The organism is Bacillus sp. FSL H7-0578, assembly GCF_038630855.1.
Taxonomy (GTDB): Bacteria; Bacillota; Bacilli; order Bacillales; family Bacillaceae; genus Bacillus; species Bacillus safensis.
In genome coordinates this window covers 1,951,228-1,970,183 of record NZ_CP152045.1, presented here as the reverse complement: position 1 = coordinate 1,970,183, position 18,956 = coordinate 1,951,228, and the positions used below count along the sequence as shown (strand labels likewise).

At 40.8% G+C, this 18,956-nt stretch carries 24 protein-coding genes; 16 read left to right on the top strand and 8 right to left on the bottom strand.

Features of this window, described 5'->3' with window-relative positions:
• Positions 1–7: 7 nt before the first annotated feature.
• Genes MHB41_RS09970 through MHB41_RS09960 form a run of 3 tightly spaced genes read right to left on the bottom strand, consistent with a single transcriptional unit; the run spans position 8 to position 1,262 of the window.
• Positions 8–133 (bottom strand): hypothetical protein, encoded by a 126-nt coding sequence (locus MHB41_RS09970; protein WP_003215584.1) that lies wholly within the window; start codon positions 131–133, stop codon positions 8–10.
• A gap of 42 nt (positions 134–175) precedes the next feature.
• Positions 176–571 carry a reverse transcriptase-like protein gene (locus tag MHB41_RS09965; RefSeq protein ID WP_024428129.1) on the bottom strand — a complete coding sequence of 132 codons (396 nt, stop codon included), beginning with the start codon at positions 569–571 and terminating at the stop codon, positions 176–178.
• A 1-nt stretch (position 572) separates the two neighbouring features.
• A complete protein-coding gene (locus MHB41_RS09960) occupies positions 573–1,262 on the bottom strand; it encodes a queuosine precursor transporter (RefSeq protein WP_024422750.1) in 690 nt (229 codons plus the stop codon).
• A gap of 94 nt (positions 1,263–1,356) precedes the next feature.
• On the opposite strand from MHB41_RS09960, the gene MHB41_RS09955 reads away from it, so the two are divergent.
• The 3 genes from MHB41_RS09955 (at position 1,357) to MHB41_RS09945 (ending at position 2,567) form a co-directional block, all read left to right on the top strand.
• Positions 1,357–2,028: a ribonuclease H family protein gene (locus tag MHB41_RS09955; RefSeq protein ID WP_120208118.1), complete on the top strand. Its 672-nt coding sequence runs from the start codon at positions 1,357–1,359 to the stop codon at positions 2,026–2,028.
• Between the two features lies 1 nt (position 2,029).
• A complete protein-coding gene (locus MHB41_RS09950) occupies positions 2,030–2,212 on the top strand; it encodes a zinc-finger domain-containing protein (protein ID WP_024422748.1) in 183 nt (60 codons plus the stop codon).
• A 172-nt stretch (positions 2,213–2,384) separates the two neighbouring features.
• On the top strand, positions 2,385–2,567 hold the full coding sequence (locus tag MHB41_RS09945) for a hypothetical protein (RefSeq protein WP_008346368.1): 183 nt from the start codon (positions 2,385–2,387) through the stop codon (positions 2,565–2,567).
• 51 nt (positions 2,568–2,618) lie between these two features.
• On the opposite strand, the gene cspD is transcribed toward MHB41_RS09945, so the two are convergent.
• A complete protein-coding gene (gene cspD / locus MHB41_RS09940) occupies positions 2,619–2,819 on the bottom strand; it encodes a cold-shock protein CspD (protein WP_003215784.1) in 201 nt (66 codons plus the stop codon).
• 259 nt (positions 2,820–3,078) lie between these two features.
• On the opposite strand from cspD, the gene MHB41_RS09935 reads away from it, so the two are divergent.
• Positions 3,079–3,780 carry an AIM24 family protein gene (locus MHB41_RS09935; RefSeq protein WP_024428131.1) on the top strand — a complete coding sequence of 234 codons (702 nt, stop codon included), beginning with the start codon at positions 3,079–3,081 and terminating at the stop codon, positions 3,778–3,780.
• Positions 3,781–3,813: 33 nt separating this feature from the next.
• Here MHB41_RS09935 and MHB41_RS09930 read toward each other — a convergent pair whose 3' ends face one another.
• Both MHB41_RS09930 and metA read right to left on the bottom strand, forming a co-directional pair.
• Positions 3,814–4,965 (bottom strand): diglucosyl diacylglycerol synthase, encoded by a 1,152-nt coding sequence (locus MHB41_RS09930; protein WP_024428132.1) that lies wholly within the window; start codon positions 4,963–4,965, stop codon positions 3,814–3,816.
• 228 nt (positions 4,966–5,193) lie between these two features.
• A complete protein-coding gene (gene metA, locus MHB41_RS09925) occupies positions 5,194–6,102 on the bottom strand; it encodes a homoserine O-succinyltransferase (protein WP_024428133.1) in 909 nt (302 codons plus the stop codon).
• Between the two features lie 139 nt (positions 6,103–6,241).
• On the opposite strand from metA, the gene MHB41_RS09920 reads away from it, so the two are divergent.
• From MHB41_RS09920 to MHB41_RS09865, 12 genes are all read left to right on the top strand, one after another.
• A complete protein-coding gene (locus MHB41_RS09920; protein ID WP_065214712.1) occupies positions 6,242–7,924 on the top strand; it encodes a formate--tetrahydrofolate ligase in 1,683 nt (560 codons plus the stop codon).
• Positions 7,925–7,998: 74 nt separating this feature from the next.
• Positions 7,999–8,481 (top strand): glutathione peroxidase, encoded by a 483-nt coding sequence (locus MHB41_RS09915; protein ID WP_024428135.1) that lies wholly within the window; start codon positions 7,999–8,001, stop codon positions 8,479–8,481.
• Between the two features lie 13 nt (positions 8,482–8,494).
• On the top strand, positions 8,495–9,106 hold the full coding sequence (locus MHB41_RS09910) for an HD domain-containing protein (RefSeq protein ID WP_231122788.1): 612 nt from the start codon (positions 8,495–8,497) through the stop codon (positions 9,104–9,106).
• 30 nt (positions 9,107–9,136) lie between these two features.
• Positions 9,137–10,273, top strand: coding sequence for a conserved virulence factor C family protein (locus MHB41_RS09905; protein ID WP_065214714.1), 1,137 nt, complete (start codon positions 9,137–9,139; stop codon positions 10,271–10,273).
• Between the two features lie 307 nt (positions 10,274–10,580).
• Positions 10,581–12,257 carry a dihydroxy-acid dehydratase gene (gene ilvD / locus MHB41_RS09900; RefSeq protein ID WP_024422739.1) on the top strand — a complete coding sequence of 559 codons (1,677 nt, stop codon included), beginning with the start codon at positions 10,581–10,583 and terminating at the stop codon, positions 12,255–12,257.
• Positions 12,258–12,338: 81 nt separating this feature from the next.
• A complete protein-coding gene (locus tag MHB41_RS09895) occupies positions 12,339–12,773 on the top strand; it encodes a BrxA/BrxB family bacilliredoxin (RefSeq protein ID WP_024422738.1) in 435 nt (144 codons plus the stop codon).
• A gap of 66 nt (positions 12,774–12,839) precedes the next feature.
• Positions 12,840–13,628 carry a class I SAM-dependent methyltransferase gene (locus tag MHB41_RS09890; protein ID WP_211043327.1) on the top strand — a complete coding sequence of 263 codons (789 nt, stop codon included), beginning with the start codon at positions 12,840–12,842 and terminating at the stop codon, positions 13,626–13,628.
• Positions 13,629–13,926: 298 nt separating this feature from the next.
• Positions 13,927–14,544: a YpjP family protein gene (locus MHB41_RS09885; protein ID WP_267542854.1), complete on the top strand. Its 618-nt coding sequence runs from the start codon at positions 13,927–13,929 to the stop codon at positions 14,542–14,544.
• Positions 14,545–14,562: 18 nt separating this feature from the next.
• Positions 14,563–15,090, top strand: coding sequence for a phosphatidylglycerophosphatase A (locus MHB41_RS09880; RefSeq protein ID WP_024428140.1), 528 nt, complete (start codon positions 14,563–14,565; stop codon positions 15,088–15,090).
• A 103-nt stretch (positions 15,091–15,193) separates the two neighbouring features.
• Positions 15,194–15,988: a thymidylate synthase gene (locus tag MHB41_RS09875; protein WP_024428141.1), complete on the top strand. Its 795-nt coding sequence runs from the start codon at positions 15,194–15,196 to the stop codon at positions 15,986–15,988.
• Positions 15,985–16,470 carry a type 3 dihydrofolate reductase gene (gene folA / locus MHB41_RS09870; protein WP_098677482.1) on the top strand — a complete coding sequence of 162 codons (486 nt, stop codon included), beginning with the start codon at positions 15,985–15,987 and terminating at the stop codon, positions 16,468–16,470. Before MHB41_RS09875 ends, folA begins: the two co-directional genes overlap by 4 nt.
• Positions 16,471–16,489: 19 nt before the next feature.
• Entirely contained in the window at positions 16,490–17,113 is a 624-nt protein-coding gene (locus MHB41_RS09865; RefSeq protein ID WP_034280522.1) for an acyltransferase, read from the top strand.
• Positions 17,114–17,154: 41 nt separating this feature from the next.
• Here the strand turns inward: MHB41_RS09865 and MHB41_RS09860 are convergent, their stop codons facing one another.
• Both MHB41_RS09860 and MHB41_RS09855 read right to left on the bottom strand, forming a co-directional pair.
• Positions 17,155–17,793, bottom strand: a complete 639-nt coding sequence (locus MHB41_RS09860; protein WP_024428144.1) for a hemolysin III family protein — start codon at positions 17,791–17,793, stop codon at positions 17,155–17,157.
• A gap of 14 nt (positions 17,794–17,807) precedes the next feature.
• Positions 17,808–18,776 (bottom strand): sigma 54-interacting transcriptional regulator, encoded by a 969-nt coding sequence (locus MHB41_RS09855; RefSeq protein WP_208946494.1) that lies wholly within the window; start codon positions 18,774–18,776, stop codon positions 17,808–17,810.
• Positions 18,777–18,956: the final 180 nt, after the last annotated feature.

Genomic DNA, 18,956 nt, shown 5'->3' with positions numbered 1-18,956 from the left:
CCTAAATTCATCTTTTTGTATTGCTTTTCTTCGCTCTATTTTCGAGCTGAGATAGTGGCTGCTTATCTTTTGTTTGCGCATCACCTTGAGGCGTTGTCCCATTTGTGACACGACCTTTATTTTCTTTATCCAATCAGTATCACCTCATACATTAGCATAACCGAAAAAAAGCGATTCATCCTTTAGAAAGGTGAATCGCTTTTCTAGCGAGCTGATCAGCTACATGATTTTCCTTGCTTGGAATCCACTTAATGAAAAATAAATCAAACTGGCTTTGAAGCTCGATCATCTCTTTTATAAAATGCTGAAAGGCTGGATTTTTAGCAAATCCTGCATTGGCTGCACGGTCAACTACCTGTGAATCTGTTCGAAACGAAACGGATCGCAGTCCTTTTTCTACGCAGATTTTCATCCCTTCAATGAGAGCGGAAAATTCTGCCTCGTGATTGCTCATTGATCCAAGAGGAATCGAGAAAGATTCTGCCTTTCCATCATATTTAATGAAAATGCCGATGCCAGAAGGACCCGGATTACCTGCGCTAGCACCATCAATGTATATTTCAGCTGGCAATTTATTTCACCCTTTCATCAAGCGGAACCATTTTTTTCGCTGCATACGCGTATGGTGTCGCAATCGCGGCGACGATAAATTTAATCACATAAGTCGTGATGAAGATCTCGATCCATACATGAAATGGATAGGTGCCAAGAAAGGCAATTGTTGTGAAGATCAGTGTATCAAGCAGCTGGCTGATCATCGTACTTCCAGCGTTGCGCACCCAGAGCGCACCATCGGAAGGAAATATCCGGCGAATAAACGAATATACATAAACATCTAACATTTGACTGATGATATAAGCAGCAAGACTGCCAAGTGCGACCCTTGGCATAAAGCCAAAAATGGTTTCCAGGGATGTTTGAGAAATGTCGGATGGAGCGGGATGGAAAAGTAAAGCCTCCTGCATGACAACGGTTAGTGTTAAAAGAGTGGCAAAACCAATCCAGACAGCTTTTCTCGCTTCATTTTGTCCATATTTTTCATTCAATACGTCCGTTGCAAAAAACACACTGCCATATAAAATGTTCCCAAGTGTTGCCGTTAAGCCAAACAATTCAACGGTTTTGACCACTTGTAAATTTGCAGCAACCGTCGCAAAGCCAATCCAGACGAAAAGGCCCATTTTGCCAAATCCTTTATAAAATAGAAGAACAATGATAAAATTAATGATCGCAAATAAGATCCAAATACCTTCATTAAACAAGTGACATGAACTTCCTTTCTCATTGTGAAATGTAACTTTTTGATTATAGCATAACGAACGTTTACCTTAAAAGCACGGGAAGGCGATGTGATCAATGAAATTAAGAGCACACTATACAATGAAAGTGAAATCGATTGGGTCCATTGCTTTTTTCCAAGAAGATTGGATGGAGCTAAAAGAGGCCTTGATTTTAGCCAAACATATCGACAAAAAAGAACCACAGTCACTCCTATCATTTGAAGATGAAAAAGGGGCGATGTGGTCTATTAAAGAACTTGAAAAGCTAAATGAAGAACTAAAGCTTGAACCTGATCAGCTTCAGGTCTATTTTGATGCAAGTTTTCACAAAGAAACAGGCGACTCTGGTCTTGGGGTTGTCGTTTACTATAAGCTCGGAGAAGATGCTTATCGTTTGAGAAAAAATCAGCCCTTCCAAGGAATCACCAATAATGAAGCAGAATATGCGGCTTTATTTGAGGCTGTCAAAGCTTTAAAAGATCTTGGAGCAAGCAGAAATTCTGTCACGATTAGAGGCGATTCACTTGTTGTCATGAATCAGTTAAAAGGAGAATGGCCTTGTTATGATGATATACATAACAAATGGCTCGACCGGATTGAAGCGGCTTTAAGGGAGCTGAGGCTTACGCCAACATATGAAGTCATCGATCGTAAACAAAATGCAGAGGCGGATCAGCTTGCAAGGCAGATGCTTGCAGACGTTCCAATTGAAAGTAAATTGAAATTAGAAGCAGACGGAGCTGAATAATGTGGATAAAAAAACAGCAGTACAAGAATTGACGGATCTCCAAGACACGTATTGTTCAGATTGTTTGATTAAGAAGCACTTTCGAAAAGAATATGGAAAAAAATACGCCCACTCCTTTTGTATTCAGCAATGCACAGTAGGAGAGAAAATAAAAGAATACGGACAGACGCTGCTTAAAAAGTAAGCGGCTGCCGCCCCGGTTTTCCCTGCTCAAACATCCGCTCATGAAAAAAAACGGATAGAATGTGTAAAAAGAGAACATATTCTGAAAAATGAGCCGATATAACTATAGAAAGTTTTGGTTGAGTTACTTTTTGACTAAGTGACGGATAATAGAGGAAAAGGGGAAGGCCGGCATGGATAATAAGGATTTCGAAACGGTATTACATCGAACATTTCAAGAGGTATACAGCGATCTAGAGCAGCTAGTAGATGTAGCAAAGAAGGGAAGACCTTTTCTCGAAAAAGATATTTCTGAAATTGAACAACGACTGAAGCAAAATATTTTAGCAATTGAAATTCAGCTGAAAATCAAATAAGAGAGGCATATGCCTCTCTTTATTTTGTCGTTTCATCATTGATTTAGTTGATTAGATTTTTGTTACGTTTGCAGCTTGAGGTCCACGATTACCTTCAACGATTTCAAAAGAAACTTCTTGTCCTTCTTCTAAAGACTTGTAGCCGTCACCTTCGATAGCTGTGAAGTGAACGAATACATCGTCTCCGCCTTCAACTTCAATGAAGCCGAAACCTTTTTCATTATTGAACCATTTTACTTTACCGTTTTGCATATTGCTTTTTCCTCCTAGTACTGTAGCACACCTTTTGGCATACTAAAAAAAATTTTCATCACCTAACGACTTTGCAGTTGTTAAATGATGGTTCCACTATACACCATCAAAAGTAAAGCGTCAAGCAGGCGAGCCAAATTTTGAGCAGAATGTTTGATTTTTTTGTTTTTTTGGTGAATAACAATGAAATATAAAACGTTTTCGGAACCTCACGTATAGCTTGTCCGTATATAAAAAAAATACAGAAAGAGGTGCAATCATGAATCGTTATACACTTGAAGAATTTGTTCAGAATACGCAGCAAGAAGATAAAGGAGAAGGGGTCTTCGAACTTGAAACACCACGACTTTTAGAAATTAATTTGACTGACACGATTTGGGCAAAAACGGGTTCCATGGTTTCCTATCGAGGGAAAATCAAATTTGAACGTGAAGGTGTTTTTGAGCACGGCGTCTCCAAGATGTTCAAAAAAATGCTTTCAGGAGAAGGCACCTCACTAATGAAGGCGACAGGTGATGGGAAATTATACGTGGCAGATCAAGGTAAAAAAATCTCGATTCTTCGTTTGGCTCAAGGAGAATCCATTTTTGTGAATGGAAACGACCTGCTTGCGTTTGAACCATCTGTCCGCTGGGATATCAAATTGATGAAAAAAGTATCTGGTATGCTTGCAGGTGGATTATTTAATGTCAAATTAGAAGGGGCGGGCTTAGTTGCAATCACAAGTCATTATGAGCCGCTGACACTCATTGTTCAGCCGGGTGATTCTGTTTATACAGATCCGAATGCGACTGTTGCGTGGTCAGGGGATTTAAAAACTGAATTTGTGACAGATGTTTCCTTTAAAACGTTTATTGGCAGGGGAAGCGGAGAGTCCATTCAAATGAAGTTTACCGGAAGCGGCTTTGTTGTCGTTCAGCCGTTTGAAGAAGTATACACAACAAATGGAAATCAAGGGTGAGGAAAAAGGTGTCCGTCAATGACGGACACCTTTTTATGATAATGCGCGAGCATATGTTTTGTTATTCATGATGAGATCTGACTGCTCAACGATATCTTCCAAAATGGTTTGAGAAGATTGTTTTAAGTGCAGTTTTTTCATGTTTTGTTTCATTGTTTCTAATTTTTCTTCGTCCTGCAGCAAGTTGGTCACAGATTCTAAAATGTCTTCATGTCGGTTAATGACAATGGCAGCGCCATAATCCTCAAAGAAAAGAGCATTTTCCTTTTCTTGTCCAGGGACAGGCTTATAAAGAATGACCGGGACACCGATTGCAGTTGCTTCTGTTAAAGTAATGCCGCCTGGTTTTGTAATCATACAATCTGTTACTCTGAACAATTCATCAATTTGTTCCACATATCCAAGCGCCTTCAATTGATCTGGGTGTGCTTGTTCAAGAACGCTAAGCGATTGTTTCAGCGCGGCGTTCTTTCCGCATACAACAACAATTTGTACTTCACTGTCGAGAAGCAGCGCCTCACATAATTCCTTCACATTTTTTAGTACACCGTGAGCACCGGCCATGATGAGAAGAACTTTTTTATCTGATGATAATCCATATTTCTTATAGATCATCGATTGTGGCACGTCTGCTTCAAACTGTGGTCTAATAGGAATACCTGTCACCTTGACATCGCTTGGATGTGTGCCGATTTCCACTAATTTTTGTTTCACATAATCGGTTGCAACATAGTATCGGTCGATGTTTTCATGTACCCAAATCTTATGGAGACAAAAATCTGTCATGACATTAAAAGTCGGAATCACTTTACCGGTTTTGTTTCGGTATTCTGGTACAACAATCATCGGGAATGTAATAATGATGATGTCCGGATTGTGTAACTGAATTAATTCATCGAGACGCTTATTTCCCATCTTTAAATAAATGTTAAATTTGCGTTTATTGTAAATTTTATCTACACCGTAATAAAACAAGCGATAAAATTGTTTCCCAATGGAAAAGCTCTTCAAGTATAAATATTGAGTCACTTCTGACACAATGGGATTCGATTCTTGATACAAATTAGAAACTACAACATGTTCAAACCCTTGGGATTTGCATTCATCATACAGTGTTTTTGCTACCTGCATATGTCCATTTCCATAATTTGCGGTCAAGATTAATATTTTTTTATTGGTATTCAAGAATATTCACCTCAAATGTAATCAACAACAACAAAACTTCGTACGAAAACTATTAATCTCATAGGTCTACATATACATAAAGATAACATATAAACAGTTAGAGCATATCATTCGTTACGAAAGAATTAAACTAATTTTAAAAAACAAACAGATTCAATTGATAATGGAAGACAGAGCCATTTGTATTTTAACACATTTTGACGATTTATCATCAGACCACAGTCTATTTTATTCCCAAACGTATGGTGTTTCTTGATAAACATAATAATTTAGCCAATTCATAAACAATAAGGTTGCATGGGCTTTCCAGCGATTTACTGGGATTAATGTGTCACCATCTTCTATAAAATAGTGGACAGGTTTTTGGACTGTATCATGTTTCAACAAATCTCTTTCATATTCCTGCATCAATGTATCTGTATCATATTCAGGATGTCCAGTTAAAAATACTTGTTTATCATCATCTGAAACAATTAAACAAACACCCGCTTCTTCAGACATACTCAAGACTTTCAAATTCGGCGTGTTTTTTAATTGTTCTGTATTAATATCTGTATGCCTAGAATGTGGGACATAGTATACTTCATCAAAACCTCTGACTAATCTTTCTTTTTTCTCTTTCACAATATGCTCAAATACACCAAATTTTTTCTCGGGAAGCTTGATTTTTTCAATCCCGTAATGGTGATATAAACCTGCCTGTGCACCCCAGCAAATATGAAGGGTAGACGTTACATTGGTTTTACTCCAGTCCAAAATGTCCTGCAGCTCTTTCCAATAAGAAACTTCTTCAAAAGGTAAGTGCTCAATTGGTGCGCCAGTGATGATCATTCCATCAAATTTTTTATGGCGGATCGATTCAAAGGTCGTATAAAATTCATCTAGATGCTCTCTCGACGTATTCTTCGGTGTATGTGTACTTGGAATCAAAAACGTGAAGTACACTTGTAAAGGAGAATTTCCGAGCATTCTCAGCAGCTGCGTTTCAGTTTGTATTTTTTTTGGCATTAAATTTAAGATCACGATATTCAAAGGACGGATATCTTGCTTGAATGCCCTTGTCTCATCCATGACGAAAATATTTTCGCTCTCTAGTATTTGTTTTGCCGGCAGATGAACTGGTATGTTAATAGGCAACTCGCCACCCCCTGAACCAAAGCTAATTTCACTTCATTATAGGAACTTTCTGGCGATATTTCAATGTTTCAATTATGTTACAATGAAAATTAGAGCAAAAAAGAATGCTGTTTCTGTAAAAAAAGGAGGCCATTTTGTTATGATCACAAAGCATTTATCTGATATTGACATTGCCCAAAAGGCTAAGCTGAGACCGATTCAAGACATCGCAGCAAAGCTGCAAATACATGACGAAGAATTAGAATGCTATGGTTTCACAAAAGCGAAAATATCTTTGACTATTTTTGACCGTTTAAAGAAACAAAAAGAAGGACACGTGATTCTTGTCACTTCAATTAACCCTACGCCAGCAGGTGAGGGGAAATCCACCGTAACTGTCGGCCTTGGTCAAGCCTTTGAAAAAATTGGCAAAAAAGCGATCGTTGCGATGCGTGAGCCATCATTAGGTCCTACAATGGGGATTAAAGGCGGAGCAGCGGGCGGAGGATATTCACAGGTGCTGCCAATGGAAGAAATCAATCTTCATTTCACAGGGGATTTTCATGCCATTACATCTGCACATAACGCCTTATCTGCATTTATTGATAACCATATCCATCACGGAAATGAACTCGGTATCGACACGCGGCGCATTGTGTGGAAGCGGGTGCTTGATTTAAACGATCGTGCATTAAGACAGGTCGTTGTCGGACTTGGCGGTCAGTTAAATGGGTATCCTAGAGAAGACGGATTTGATATTACAGTGGCTTCCGAAATGATGGCGATCCTCTGTTTAGCAGAAGACTTAAACGACTTAAAAAAACGTCTTTCTTCTATTGTTGTTGCCTATAATCAAGAAGGCGAGCCAGTCACAGTGGGAGCACTTGGATATGAAGGTGTTCTGACGCTACTTTTAAAAGACGCACTCAAACCGAACCTTGTTCAAACGATTGAAGGAACCCCAGCCCTTGTCCATGGCGGTCCTTTTGCTAATATTGCACATGGATGCAATAGTTTAATTGCAACCAAAATGGCAGCTAAATTAGCTGATTATGTCGTAACAGAAGCAGGATTCGGAGCAGATCTTGGAGCAGAAAAATTCCTCCACATTAAAACAAGAGCTGGTGATTTCAAACCTGGTGCAGTTGTCATTGTGGCGACAGTGAGAGCATTAAAGATGCATGGCGGAATGAAGAAAACCGAACTCAAAGAAGAGAATGCACACGCCGTAATAGAAGGCATACATAATTTAGAAAAGCATATTGAAACCGTGCAAGCTTTTGGTCTTCCATATATTGTGGCGGTAAACCGGTTTATAACGGATACAAAAGAAGAGATTCAAGCGATAGAAGATTGGTGCGGCAAACATGGCCATCCAGTCAAAGCCGTGAATGTATGGGAAGAAGGAGGCGAAGGCGGAACAGCTCTTGCCGAGGAACTAGCAGCACTCATTGAAAAGAAAAAGAACAACTTTACCTATTTGTATGAAGAGAACGATTCCATCGAAGAAAAGTTATCTAAAGTGGCCAAAGTGGTTTACGGTGCAGATGGGGTCACGCTCACAACTAAAGCAAGAAAGCAGCTGGCTGCCATTGAAGAAAACGGCTGGGCTCATTTGCCGGTTTGTATGGCAAAAACACAATATTCTCTTTCAGATGATCCAGCTTTAATCGGCAGACCTAAAGGCTTTACCATTACGATTCGAGAGTTAAAGCCATCTGTAGGAGCAGGGTTTATTGTAGCCTTAACCGGAAGCATTTTAACAATGCCTGGCTTACCTAAAAAACCTGCGGCTCTCGAAATGGATATATTAGAAGACGGCAGTGTGACAGGACTCTTTTAAACGGGAGCATAAAAAGCGATTTTCTAAAAGAAGCATGTTACGATAGGAAAAAGTGAATCCTAGGAGGCTATGAGATGTCAATTTATGATATTCAGGTCAAGACCATTAACGGTCAGGAACAATCGATGGCAGATTATAAAGGAAAAGTGCTCATTATTGTAAATACAGCAAGCAAATGTGGGCTGACTCCTCAATTTAAACAATTACAAGAGTTATATGATCAATATCATGAAAAGGGCCTTGAAATTTTAGGATTTCCGTGTAACCAATTTATGAACCAAGAGCCAGAAGGAGAAGAAGCCATTCAAGAATTCTGTTCTTTGAATTATGGAGTGACCTTCCCTATGTTTGCGAAAGTAGATGTCAATGGCGAAGAGGCGCACCCGCTGTTCAAGCATTTAACAAGTCAAGCGAAAGGTGTGCTTGGGACAAAAACAGTGAAATGGAATTTCACAAAATTTATCGTGGACCAAGACGGAGAAGTTATTGAACGATTCTCGCCGAAAACACCACCAAAAGAATTAGAAAGCTCAATCATCGCTCTGCTCAACAAATAAGATGCTGACAGTCATGCAGCGAAAACAATTGGAGGCAGCTGCCTCCTTTGTTTCAGACAGGCTGAAGGATGAACCGACTGGACACGATGCGGCTCATGTTGCTCGTGTGCGCCAGCTTGCCGTCCGTATTGCAAATCAGGAAGGCGGCTCTCTATTTATCATCGAGATGGCAGCGATTGTACATGATGTCATTGATGAAAAGCTGTCAAGTGAATGGAAGGTCACTGAAAAGCAGCTTGAGAACCAGCTCCTTTTGTGGGAATTGGACACGCGGGATGTCCGCTATATCATGGACATCATTACAACGATGTCTTTTCGTCATCGGCATAAGCAGTTTAAGCCAATGACGTTAGAGGGGGCCATTGTTCAAGATGCCGATAGGCTGGATGCGATAGGAGCAAGCGGTATCGCTAGAGTGTTTACGTATGCTGGCGCTACAGGTGAGCCCCATTATACAGAGGACACGCAGCAGGGCTCTGTGCTAAAGCATATGGAAGAAAAACTGCTCAAATTAAAAGACTTGATGAACACTCATGCAGGAAAGCAGCTTGCTGATGAGCGGCATGAATTGATGAGTTTATTTATCAAGAAGTGGAAAGAAGAATGCGGCCTTACAGATGAGTAGGGTCTTTATGTGTGTAAGGAGGATATATCAATGAAAATAACAGCAATAGAACCAACGCCAAGTCCGAATACCATGAAGGTAATTTTGACAGAAGCACTTGCTGGCGGTAAAAGCAACAACTACAAAAAGGATCAAAAAGACGAAGCGCCAGAAATGATCAAGCGTATTTTAAGCATTGAAGGTGTAAAAGGGGTTTATCATGTTGCAGATTTCTTAGCGGTTGAGCGAAATGCAAAGTTTGACTGGCAGGGTATTTTACAACAGGTTAGAGAAGCCTTTGGACAAGAAACAGAAGGTCTTCAGGAAGGATCGCAGTCAGGCGATGACACATTTGGTGAAGTGAAAGTGTTTGTCCAAATGTTTAATGGGATTCCAATGCAGGTCAAACTGTCAGACGGTGAAAGAGAAGAGCGGTTTGGCATGCCTGAACGTTTTCAAGCAGCCATTTTAAAGCTTAGAAGCAGCTCAGACAATGTCGTGTTTGAACGTGTGTGGAAAGAACACGGCGTTCGTTTTGGAGAATTTGCTGATATCGGTGAGGAAGTCACAGAGGAGCTGCAAGCAGCCTATGATGATGAGCGTTTAGCCCGCTTAACAGAGGCAGTGAAAGAAGGACAGGAAGCTGTAGATAGACAGGTGAACCGAAAGGCATATGATGTAACAGAAGACATGCTGCAAGAGGAAGATTGGAAAAAACGTTTTGCCCATTTAGAGCAAATGCAGCCAGAGCTAAAGGATATACCTGTTTTAATGAAAGCAATGGAGGATCCCAAAACGTCTATTCGCAGACAAGCCGTTGTGAATGCTGGCATGATTGAAGATCCTGCCATTCTGCCTATTTTATATAAAGGGCTCGAAGACAAAACAGTGACGGTCCGCAGAACGGCTGGTGACTGTATTTCTGACCTTGGTGACCCGAGTGCTATCGAAGCCATGATCGCAGCATTAAAGGATCCGAGTAAGCTCGTCCGCTGGCGTGCAGCTATGTTTCTTTACGAAGAAGGGGACGAAACGGCACTTGAAGCATTAAAAGAAGCAGAGCAAGACCCTGAGTTTGAAGTCAGTCTTCAAGTGAAAATGGCGATTGAGCGCATTGAGCATGGAGAAGAAGCAAAAGGCTCTGTATGGAAGCAAATGACAGAAAGTAGAAAGAATGCATCAGAATGATGAGAAAGATGAACAAGCTGCCAATGAAAAGCAGCTTGTTTTTCTAAAAATGATAGACAGAAAAATTTTTTTAGAAAAATTATTTTGAATATTGTTGAAATATGCGAAAAAACTCTATATAGTAGTACCAATATAGAATATTGGAGGTCAGATTTTATGACACGAACCTTGCTGAGCGCTTGCTTCAGCAGCCATGTTAGTCACCGGTCATTCATAGGTGGCTAAATAAACAGAAAATTTGTAAAATAAAATCAACTCAAAATCATGCAGTCAACAAGACTTGTAGTATAGGAGGCTTTTTAAACAGATGGCAGAACTACGCAGTAACATGATTAAACAAGGAATCGACAGAGCACCTCACCGAAGCTTACTAAGAGCGGCGGGGGTAAAGGATGAGGATTTCGGCAAGCCATTTATTGCCGTATGTAATTCCTATATTGATATTGTCCCAGGACATGTCCATCTTCAGGAATTCGGGAAGATTGTGAAGGAAGCCATTCGTGAAGCTGGCGGAGTGCCATTTGAATTCAATACGATTGGCGTCGATGATGGAATTGCCATGGGTCATATCGGGATGAGATATTCATTGCCAAGCCGTGAAATCATTGCGGACTCTGTAGAAACCGTTGTATCTGCTCATTGGTTTGATGGAATGGTTTGTATTCCTAACTGCGATAAAATCACACCAGGAATGATGATGGCAGCGATGCGCGTGAATATCCCGACTGTCTTTGTGAGCGGGGGACCGATGGAAGCGGGTAGAACAAGTGACGGCAGAAAAATTTCTCTTTCTTCTGTATTTGAAGGCGTTGGTGCATACCAGTCAGGTAAAATCAATGAAGAGGAGTTAAATGAATTAGAGCAGTTTGGCTGTCCAACCTGCGGATCTTGTTCAGGTATGTTTACAGCTAACTCAATGAACTGTTTAGCGGAAGCACTCGGGATCGCTCTTCCTGGAAATGGAACGATTTTGGCGACATCACCAGAACGAAGAGAATTTGCGAAGAAGTCTGCAAAACAACTCATGGAGCTCATCAAAAAAGATATTAAACCACGGGATATTGTCACTGAAAAAGCAATTGATAATGCATTTGCATTAGATATGGCACTTGGTGGTTCAACCAATACCGTTCTTCACACATTGGCAATTGCGAATGAAGCAGGTGTTGAATATTCACTTGAACGTATCAATGAAGTAGCAGAACGTGTTCCTCATTTATCAAAACTTGCTCCAGCTTCAGACGTTTATATTGAGGATTTACATGAAGCAGGCGGTGTTACAGCGGCACTAAATGAATTGTCTAAAAAAGAAGGAGCTCTTCATTTAGATACAATGACTGTCACTGCGAAAACGCTTGGCGAGAACATTGCGGGGCATGAGGTAAAAGATTATAACGTCATTTATCCAATTGACAAGCCATTTACTGAAAAAGGCGGCTTAGCCGTTTTATTTGGAAACCTTGCGCCAGATGGAGCCATCATTAAAACGGGCGGGGTACAAGACGGGATCACACGCCACGAGGGGCCTGCGATCGTATTTGAATCCCAGGAAGAAGCCCTTGAAGGTATCATTAATAGAAAAGTAGAAGCAGGACATGTTGTCATCATTCGCTACGAAGGACCTAAAGGCGGACCTGGCATGCCTGAAATGCTTGCACCTACTTCACAAATCGTCGGCATGGGACTTGGACCAAAGGTTGCTTTAATTACAGACGGACGTTTTTCCGGCGCTTCTCGCGGATTGTCTATTGGGCACGTCTCTCCAGAGGCAGCTGAGGGCGGCCCGCTTGCATTTGTTGAAAATGGTGACCATGTCGTTGTCGATATCGAACAGCGCATTTTAAGCGTAGATGTTCCAGAGGAAGAATGGGAAAGAAGAAAAGCAAACTGGAAAGGCTTTGAGCCAAAAGTAAAAACGGGTTATCTTGCTAGATATTCAAAACTTGTGACATCAGCCAATACAGGCGGAATCATGAAAATTTAATCTGATATCGAACATTTGAAAATTGGCTCTCTCTATAGTATCCTTTATTCACAACATAAGGATTATAGAGGGGGCTTTTTTATGTCAATGGCATATGAAGAATACATGCGCCAGCTCGTTGTACCGATGCGTCAAGAGCTGACAAGTGCAGGATTTCAAGAACTAACAACGGAAGAAGAAGTAGAACAAACGATGCAAGAAGCAGAAGGAACGACATTTGTAGTTGTTAATTCTGTATGCGGGTGCGCTGCCGGCTTAGCACGCCCAGCTGCTACTCAAGCTGTGATGAAGGCAGAAAAAACTCCAGATCGAATTGTCACAGTTTTTGCTGGTCAGGACAGGGAAGCAACGGCAAAAATGAGAGAATACTTCACAGGCGAAGAGCCATCGTCTCCATCTATGGCACTTTTAAAAGGAAATGAACTCGTTCATTTTATTCCGCGTGACGAGATTGAAGGTCATGAAATGGAAGACATCATGAACAACGTCTTATCTGCATTTGAAAAACATTGCTAATACACATGTTGAAATGTCCTGTGATCAAGTCAGGGCATTTTTTCTTGATCATGATGGAGGAACCGCATGCTTATCACAACAAGCTTTAGAGCAAATGAACAAACAATTGAAACAGCAAAAGCCCTTGCAGAGGATTTACATGGTGAGTATGTAGAAAGGCGCAAACAATCCGTCAAGCAGCTTGCGATGAAACGAGGAGATGTCCTTGTTGTGGGGAAAGAAAGATTTGAATGGTATCAGCCAAATGGTGAAAAGTTCTTCTTCCATCCAAGCTCAGCGATGTTCAGGGTGAAGCGGCTCATGCGTGGAGAAAAGGATCCTTTAATCGAAGCCACGCAGCTTCAGCCGGGCGATTCCTTTTTAGATTGTACGCTTGGCCTAGGATCAGATGCCATTACAGCAAGCCTGCGAGTAGGTGCGAATGGAAGGGTCGTCGGTATCGAAAAGAGTCCGATGACAGCATTGCTAGTGCGAGAAGGACTAAACACATGGGAGACAGGGGTAAGAGAGGCAGATGAAGCGATGAACCGGATATCTGTTGTAAGTGGAGACAGTATCGAGCATCTAAAAAAGCTCTCTGATGAATCATTTGATGTCGTCTATTTTGATCCGATGTTTGAGGAGACGATTCAAGAATCTTCAAGTATCGCACCGCTCCGTCATGCGGCAGAGCACCACTTTGACCACGAAACAGCCGTCCAAGAAGCGCTGAGAGTGGCGAGAAAAAGAGTGGTTTTAAAAGATCATTGGAAAAGCACCCGATTTCTAGCAGACTCCTATCAATTTCACGTTTTAAAACGAAAAACAGCCCAATTTCATTATGGATATATTGAGAAAGAAAAAAGCCCTCGCTAAAGGTTCAGGTGTGCAGACAATTCTTTTTAATTCCTTGTCAATCATCTAAAAAAGCCCTTATTCAGGGCTTTTAATCTGTAATCTCCATATAGACAAAATAAAATAATGTCAGCAAGGAAGCCGTAATAAAAAAACCTTCAAGCATACCCATTCCTCCCAAATTTTAGTCGTCATTACTGCCATTGTAAACGTTTTATTATGAAAAAGAAAGTCTCAAATCGGTGACCAAATTGAATGACTGAAAATTCATTATATGCTAGAATAGCAGTATGATAACTTATGGAAGGAATTAGATATCATGAAGATGTGGATGAGAAAAACGCTTGTTGCGCTCTTTACGATTGCAACTTTTGGTTTAGTCTCTCCTCCGTCGGCTTTGATGACAGTCAAGCCCTCTGAACTTTCTTCATCTGATAAAACGCCTTATACAGCTGTTTATGATACATCAGATGAAATGCGCAGCTGGGAACTAACGCAAGAGGAAAGCAAAGAACAGTTAGATCCCTTTGAGCAATATAAGCAAGAGGTGCTGTCAAGTGCAGAAAATCAATCCTTTCTCAAATTTGGCCGTAAAATCACACCTGTCATTGAGGACGAGTACAGAGAAGAGATTCAGCCGAAGATTGAACAAGTGTTAACCGACTATTTAACAAATTTCAAAGATGACGAAAAATTTCAAGATGTTGTTTTAACTGATCAGCCTTCAAGCGGAAATGGCGAAAAAATCTTCCACATTTACAACCGCAAGACCGGAGAAGATTTGCTCCGTTTTCATGTCAGAAGAGATCAGCCGCCTCACAGCGGATATTGGTTTAACTTTCATTACCATACAGCAGAAGATGGATTCCAGACGCATCACGAACTCGGTAATATTTACTGGGACAAAAACACCCCGCCGAGCTGGATGAGCCACTAGAAGGAGATGTCATGCCAATTGAAAAAATATACAATGAACGAAATGGTGCAGATTACAAAACAAATGTTAAACGATCGCGGAGTGAAAATTGAAGATATCGCACACATTGTGCTGAAGCTCCAAGAAAAATATCATCCAAACCTTCCACTTAGTGTCTGTATTGAAAATGTTGAAAAAGTGCTGAATAAAAGAGAAATTGTCCATGCAGTTTTAACAGGACTTGCCCTTGATCAGCTGGCAGAAAAAAAGCTCTTGCCAGAACCTTTACAGCACTTAGTTGAAACAGATGAGCCGCTATATGGAATTGATGAGATTATTCCGCTTTCCATTGTCAATGTATATGGATCAATCGGTTTGACCAACTTCGGTTATTTAGATAAAGAGAAATTTGGTATTATTCGTGAATTAGATGAAGGCCGTCCAGGTGAAGTGCATACTTTCCTTGATGACCTAGTCGCTGCACTTGCCGCCGCAGCTGCAAGCCGCATTGCTCACTCACACCAAGATATTAAGGATGAAGAGCAGGAACGAGTGAATCAAGCATAAAAAGAAAAACATGTCTGCTCATCATGCAGGCATGTTTTTTTGGTTTCAAGAAAAGCCGAAATAAGGTAAACTACAACAAGAACATAAATAAAGGATGAAAAAAATGAAACAATACAAAGAGTTATGCCGTCATGTATTACAGCACGGGGATGAAAAAGGTGACAGAACGGGTACAGGTACAATCAGCACGTTCGGTTACCAGATGAGATTTGATTTACAGGAAGGATTTCCTCTTTTAACCACAAAGAAATTACACCTGAAATCGATCATTCATGAGTTGCTTTGGTTTTTAAAAGGTGATACAAATGTCAAATATCTTCAAGAAAATGGTGTCCGCATTTGGAACGAATGGGCAGATGAAAATGGAGAGCTGGGCCGTGTATACGGTGCACAGTGGAGATCATGGGCGAGCGGAGACGGCGAGACAGTGGATCAGATCACAAAGCTGATTCATGATATTGAGCACAACCCGAATTCAAGACGACTGATCGTCAGCGCTTGGAACCCGGGGGAAATTGATCAAATGGCGCTGCCTCCTTGTCATTGTCTATTTCAATTTTACGTATCAAACGGGAAGCTTTCCTGCCAGCTATATCAAAGATCGGCAGATATCTTTTTAGGCGTGCCATTTAATATTGCTTCATATGCCCTTCTAACGATGATGATTGCCAAAGTCACAAATCTTGAGCCAGGAGAGTTTATTCACACACTCGGAGATGCTCATATTTATCAAAATCATCTTCCACAGGTGAAAATGCAGCTAGAGCGCGAGGAACGCACGCTTCCTACGCTTCGTATTACAAGAGATGTAAAGAGCATTTTTGATTTTACGTTTGATGATTTTGTGCTTGAGAACTATGATCCGCATCCGCATATAAAAGGAGAAGTCAGTGTATGATTTCCATGATTGCGGCGACAGGAGAAGACAGAGTCATTGGTCTAGATAATCAAATGCCTTGGCATTTACCAGCAGATTTAGCGTATTTTAAAAAAGTCACAGGCGGTCATACAATTGTCATGGGCAGAAAAACCTTTGAATCCATTGGACGAGCGCTGCCTAACCGCCGAAATATTGTGCTGACCACAAGTTCTTCTTTTAAAGCAGAAGGATGCGAGGTTGTTCATTCAATTGCTGATATTTTGGCAATTGGGGGAAGCGAGACAGAGTTATTTATCATTGGCGGGTCTAAGCTGTATGAAGAAATGATGCCATATGCTGATCGTCTCTATATCACGCACATTCACCATGCGTTTGAAGGAGACCGCTATTTCCCGTATTACAATGAAGATGAATGGACGATTGTATCACGCGAAAAAGGCCATCGTGACGAAAAGAACCCCTACAATTATGAATTTGTCGTATATGACAAAAAAGGATAAGTGAGTAGGAGGAGTACGGTTGTTTCGTTATTGGTTTTTAACGATTTATGTTGTTGTATCCTTTTTAAAAAGTATGAGGCATTTGTACGATCATGAATTAACGGATCCACGCATTTCCTATACGAAACGAATGCATCTCATTCATGAGCATGCAAAAAGGTTTTCCCGGGGATGTATTGATCAATCAGGATCAGTCATGACCATTCATCAGCAAAAGAAGCTGCCAGATGGCCCGGTTATTTATGTCACAAAAGAGCTGAATCCAGTCACGACGACATTATTGATCGGCCACCTTGAGAAGCCATTTGCTTTCATGGCAAAGCCGAAGCTCTTTCGGTATCCGATTTTAAAACAATGGCTCAAAAAAATGGCGGTTATCCATCAGAATCAAACGGATGAGGTCTTATTAGAAGAAGCAAAGGAAAGAATCGTGTCTGGGCAGAGTCTATTGCTTTCAGAAGCGTATCGTCATATTGCAGAGGCGCTTGCTGAAGAATACGATTGTCCGCTTGTACCAATTGAAACTAGCGGAACGGATCGTCTTTTAACTGGGAAGATCGTGAAAAGACTGCGTCCTGTTAATGTCGATATTCATATTAAAGCTCCTGTCATGATCAGTGATTACGCACAAAAACGTGCATAGAAAAAACCAGCATCCGAATAGTGGATGCTGGTTTTTTCATTCTATGCAGCAGGAATGTTTACGCAATAGAATAAAATACAGAAGAACATCGATGCGCTGCCGCCAAGAACAAAGCTGTGCCAAATCGCATGATGATAGGGAATTTTCCGCCAAATATAAAAGATGGTTCCGACTGAATATAATATGCCGCCTAACAGTAAGAGGCCAAATCCTGCACCTGTTAATTGGATATAAAGCGGTTTGATGGCGATGATGATCATCCAGCCCATTAATAAATAGACAAGGGTAGATACGATAATAAAGCGTTTGACGAAAAAGATTTTAAAGACAATCCCACCAGCAGCAAGCGCCCATACAATGGCAAGGAGCGTATAGCCGAGTGCACCTTTTAGTGGTCCAAGTAAAAAGGGTGTATATGTACCAGCAATCAATACATAAATAGCCGAGTGGTCGAGGATTTCAAAAATATCTTTTGTTTTTTTGTGCCGAATGCTATGAAGCAGGGTTGAGCTTAAATAAAGCAGCAGCATGGATGCACCAAATATCGAAAAGCTGATAATGTCTGTGACAGTGCCGTATTGAACAGCGAATAAGACGAGAAACACAATGGCTGGGATGGATAAAATAACACCAATGCCATGTGTAATGGCGTTCGCAATTTCTTCTTTTACAGTAAACAATGGATGTCCTCCTTTTATTGAACCGGTATATAACCATCAAGCGACTTCAGGAATGAAAGACCTTCAAGTGTAATCTTCGTTCCGGCCCTGCCTTTTCCTTTCGTCACGTATGCTTTTTTCTCAAGATCATCTAAGCGGTTTCGCACCTGCTGAGGGGTCAGCGGGATATCTCCTTGTTTGCTTAATTCAGATAAGATGCGCCTGCTGGCTGCTTCTCCTTTTTCATTGAGAGATTTAATGGCTTCCAGCAAGAAAACAAACTCTTGTTTTTCCATTAGTGTGAGCTGGTGTTCTTCCTTTTTACCTTTCACGGCTGAGGGAAGGGGTGCTAACACAAAGGGCGGTAAATGATGTAAAAATACCGTGTGGCCCTCGAGTATGGACGCAGCGTAATGAACAATATTTTTGAGTTCTTGGACATTTCCTTCAAATGGATACTGCTGCAAGGCTTCCCAAACACTTGGATCAATATCAGGCGCCATGTTCAGCTTTTGAAAGAAAGCATTTGTTAACACTGGAATATCTGTTTTTCGTTCGGCTAAAGCTGGAAGGGCCAAATGAAGAACATTCAGACGATAAAACAGCTCGGGTAAAAAGGTAGAAGAAACCCTGAGTGCCTCTATTGATAAAGACGAAGAAGCGATTACTTTTGTTGCAGGTGACGTTTCTAGAAAGTGAATGACCTGGTGCTGCATAGATATACTTAATGCACCGATTTCATCTAAATAAAGAATTTGATTGTTTTTTTCTGTGAAAGCTTTCTGTAAGGTTTCTTCATTCAAGATGGGGCAATACATGTGTGTCAGTGATGCGTGTGGAACAGCTACGTTCGCCATTTCTTGGGCGAATAGCGTTTTGCCTGTGCCGATGTCTCCTGTTATCAAGACCGGCTGTTCGTTTTTCGAAAATTGTTTTGCGAGATGAATTGCATGCTTGATATCTTGATGATCTCCATAGATAGACGCGAATGATTGAGTGGCCATTGGGTGATTCCTTTCTTTGTGGTTCTAATTGGTTCAATTGTAACACCCAATTAAAACAAATGTACAGGAAAACGAAAAAGTTTATAAAATTTATGATGGATCGTGATCTATTGGTTTATTTTTTGAATATTCATGTTATAATGACAAATTAAATAAGGTTAAAGAGAAAGGATCTTGTAC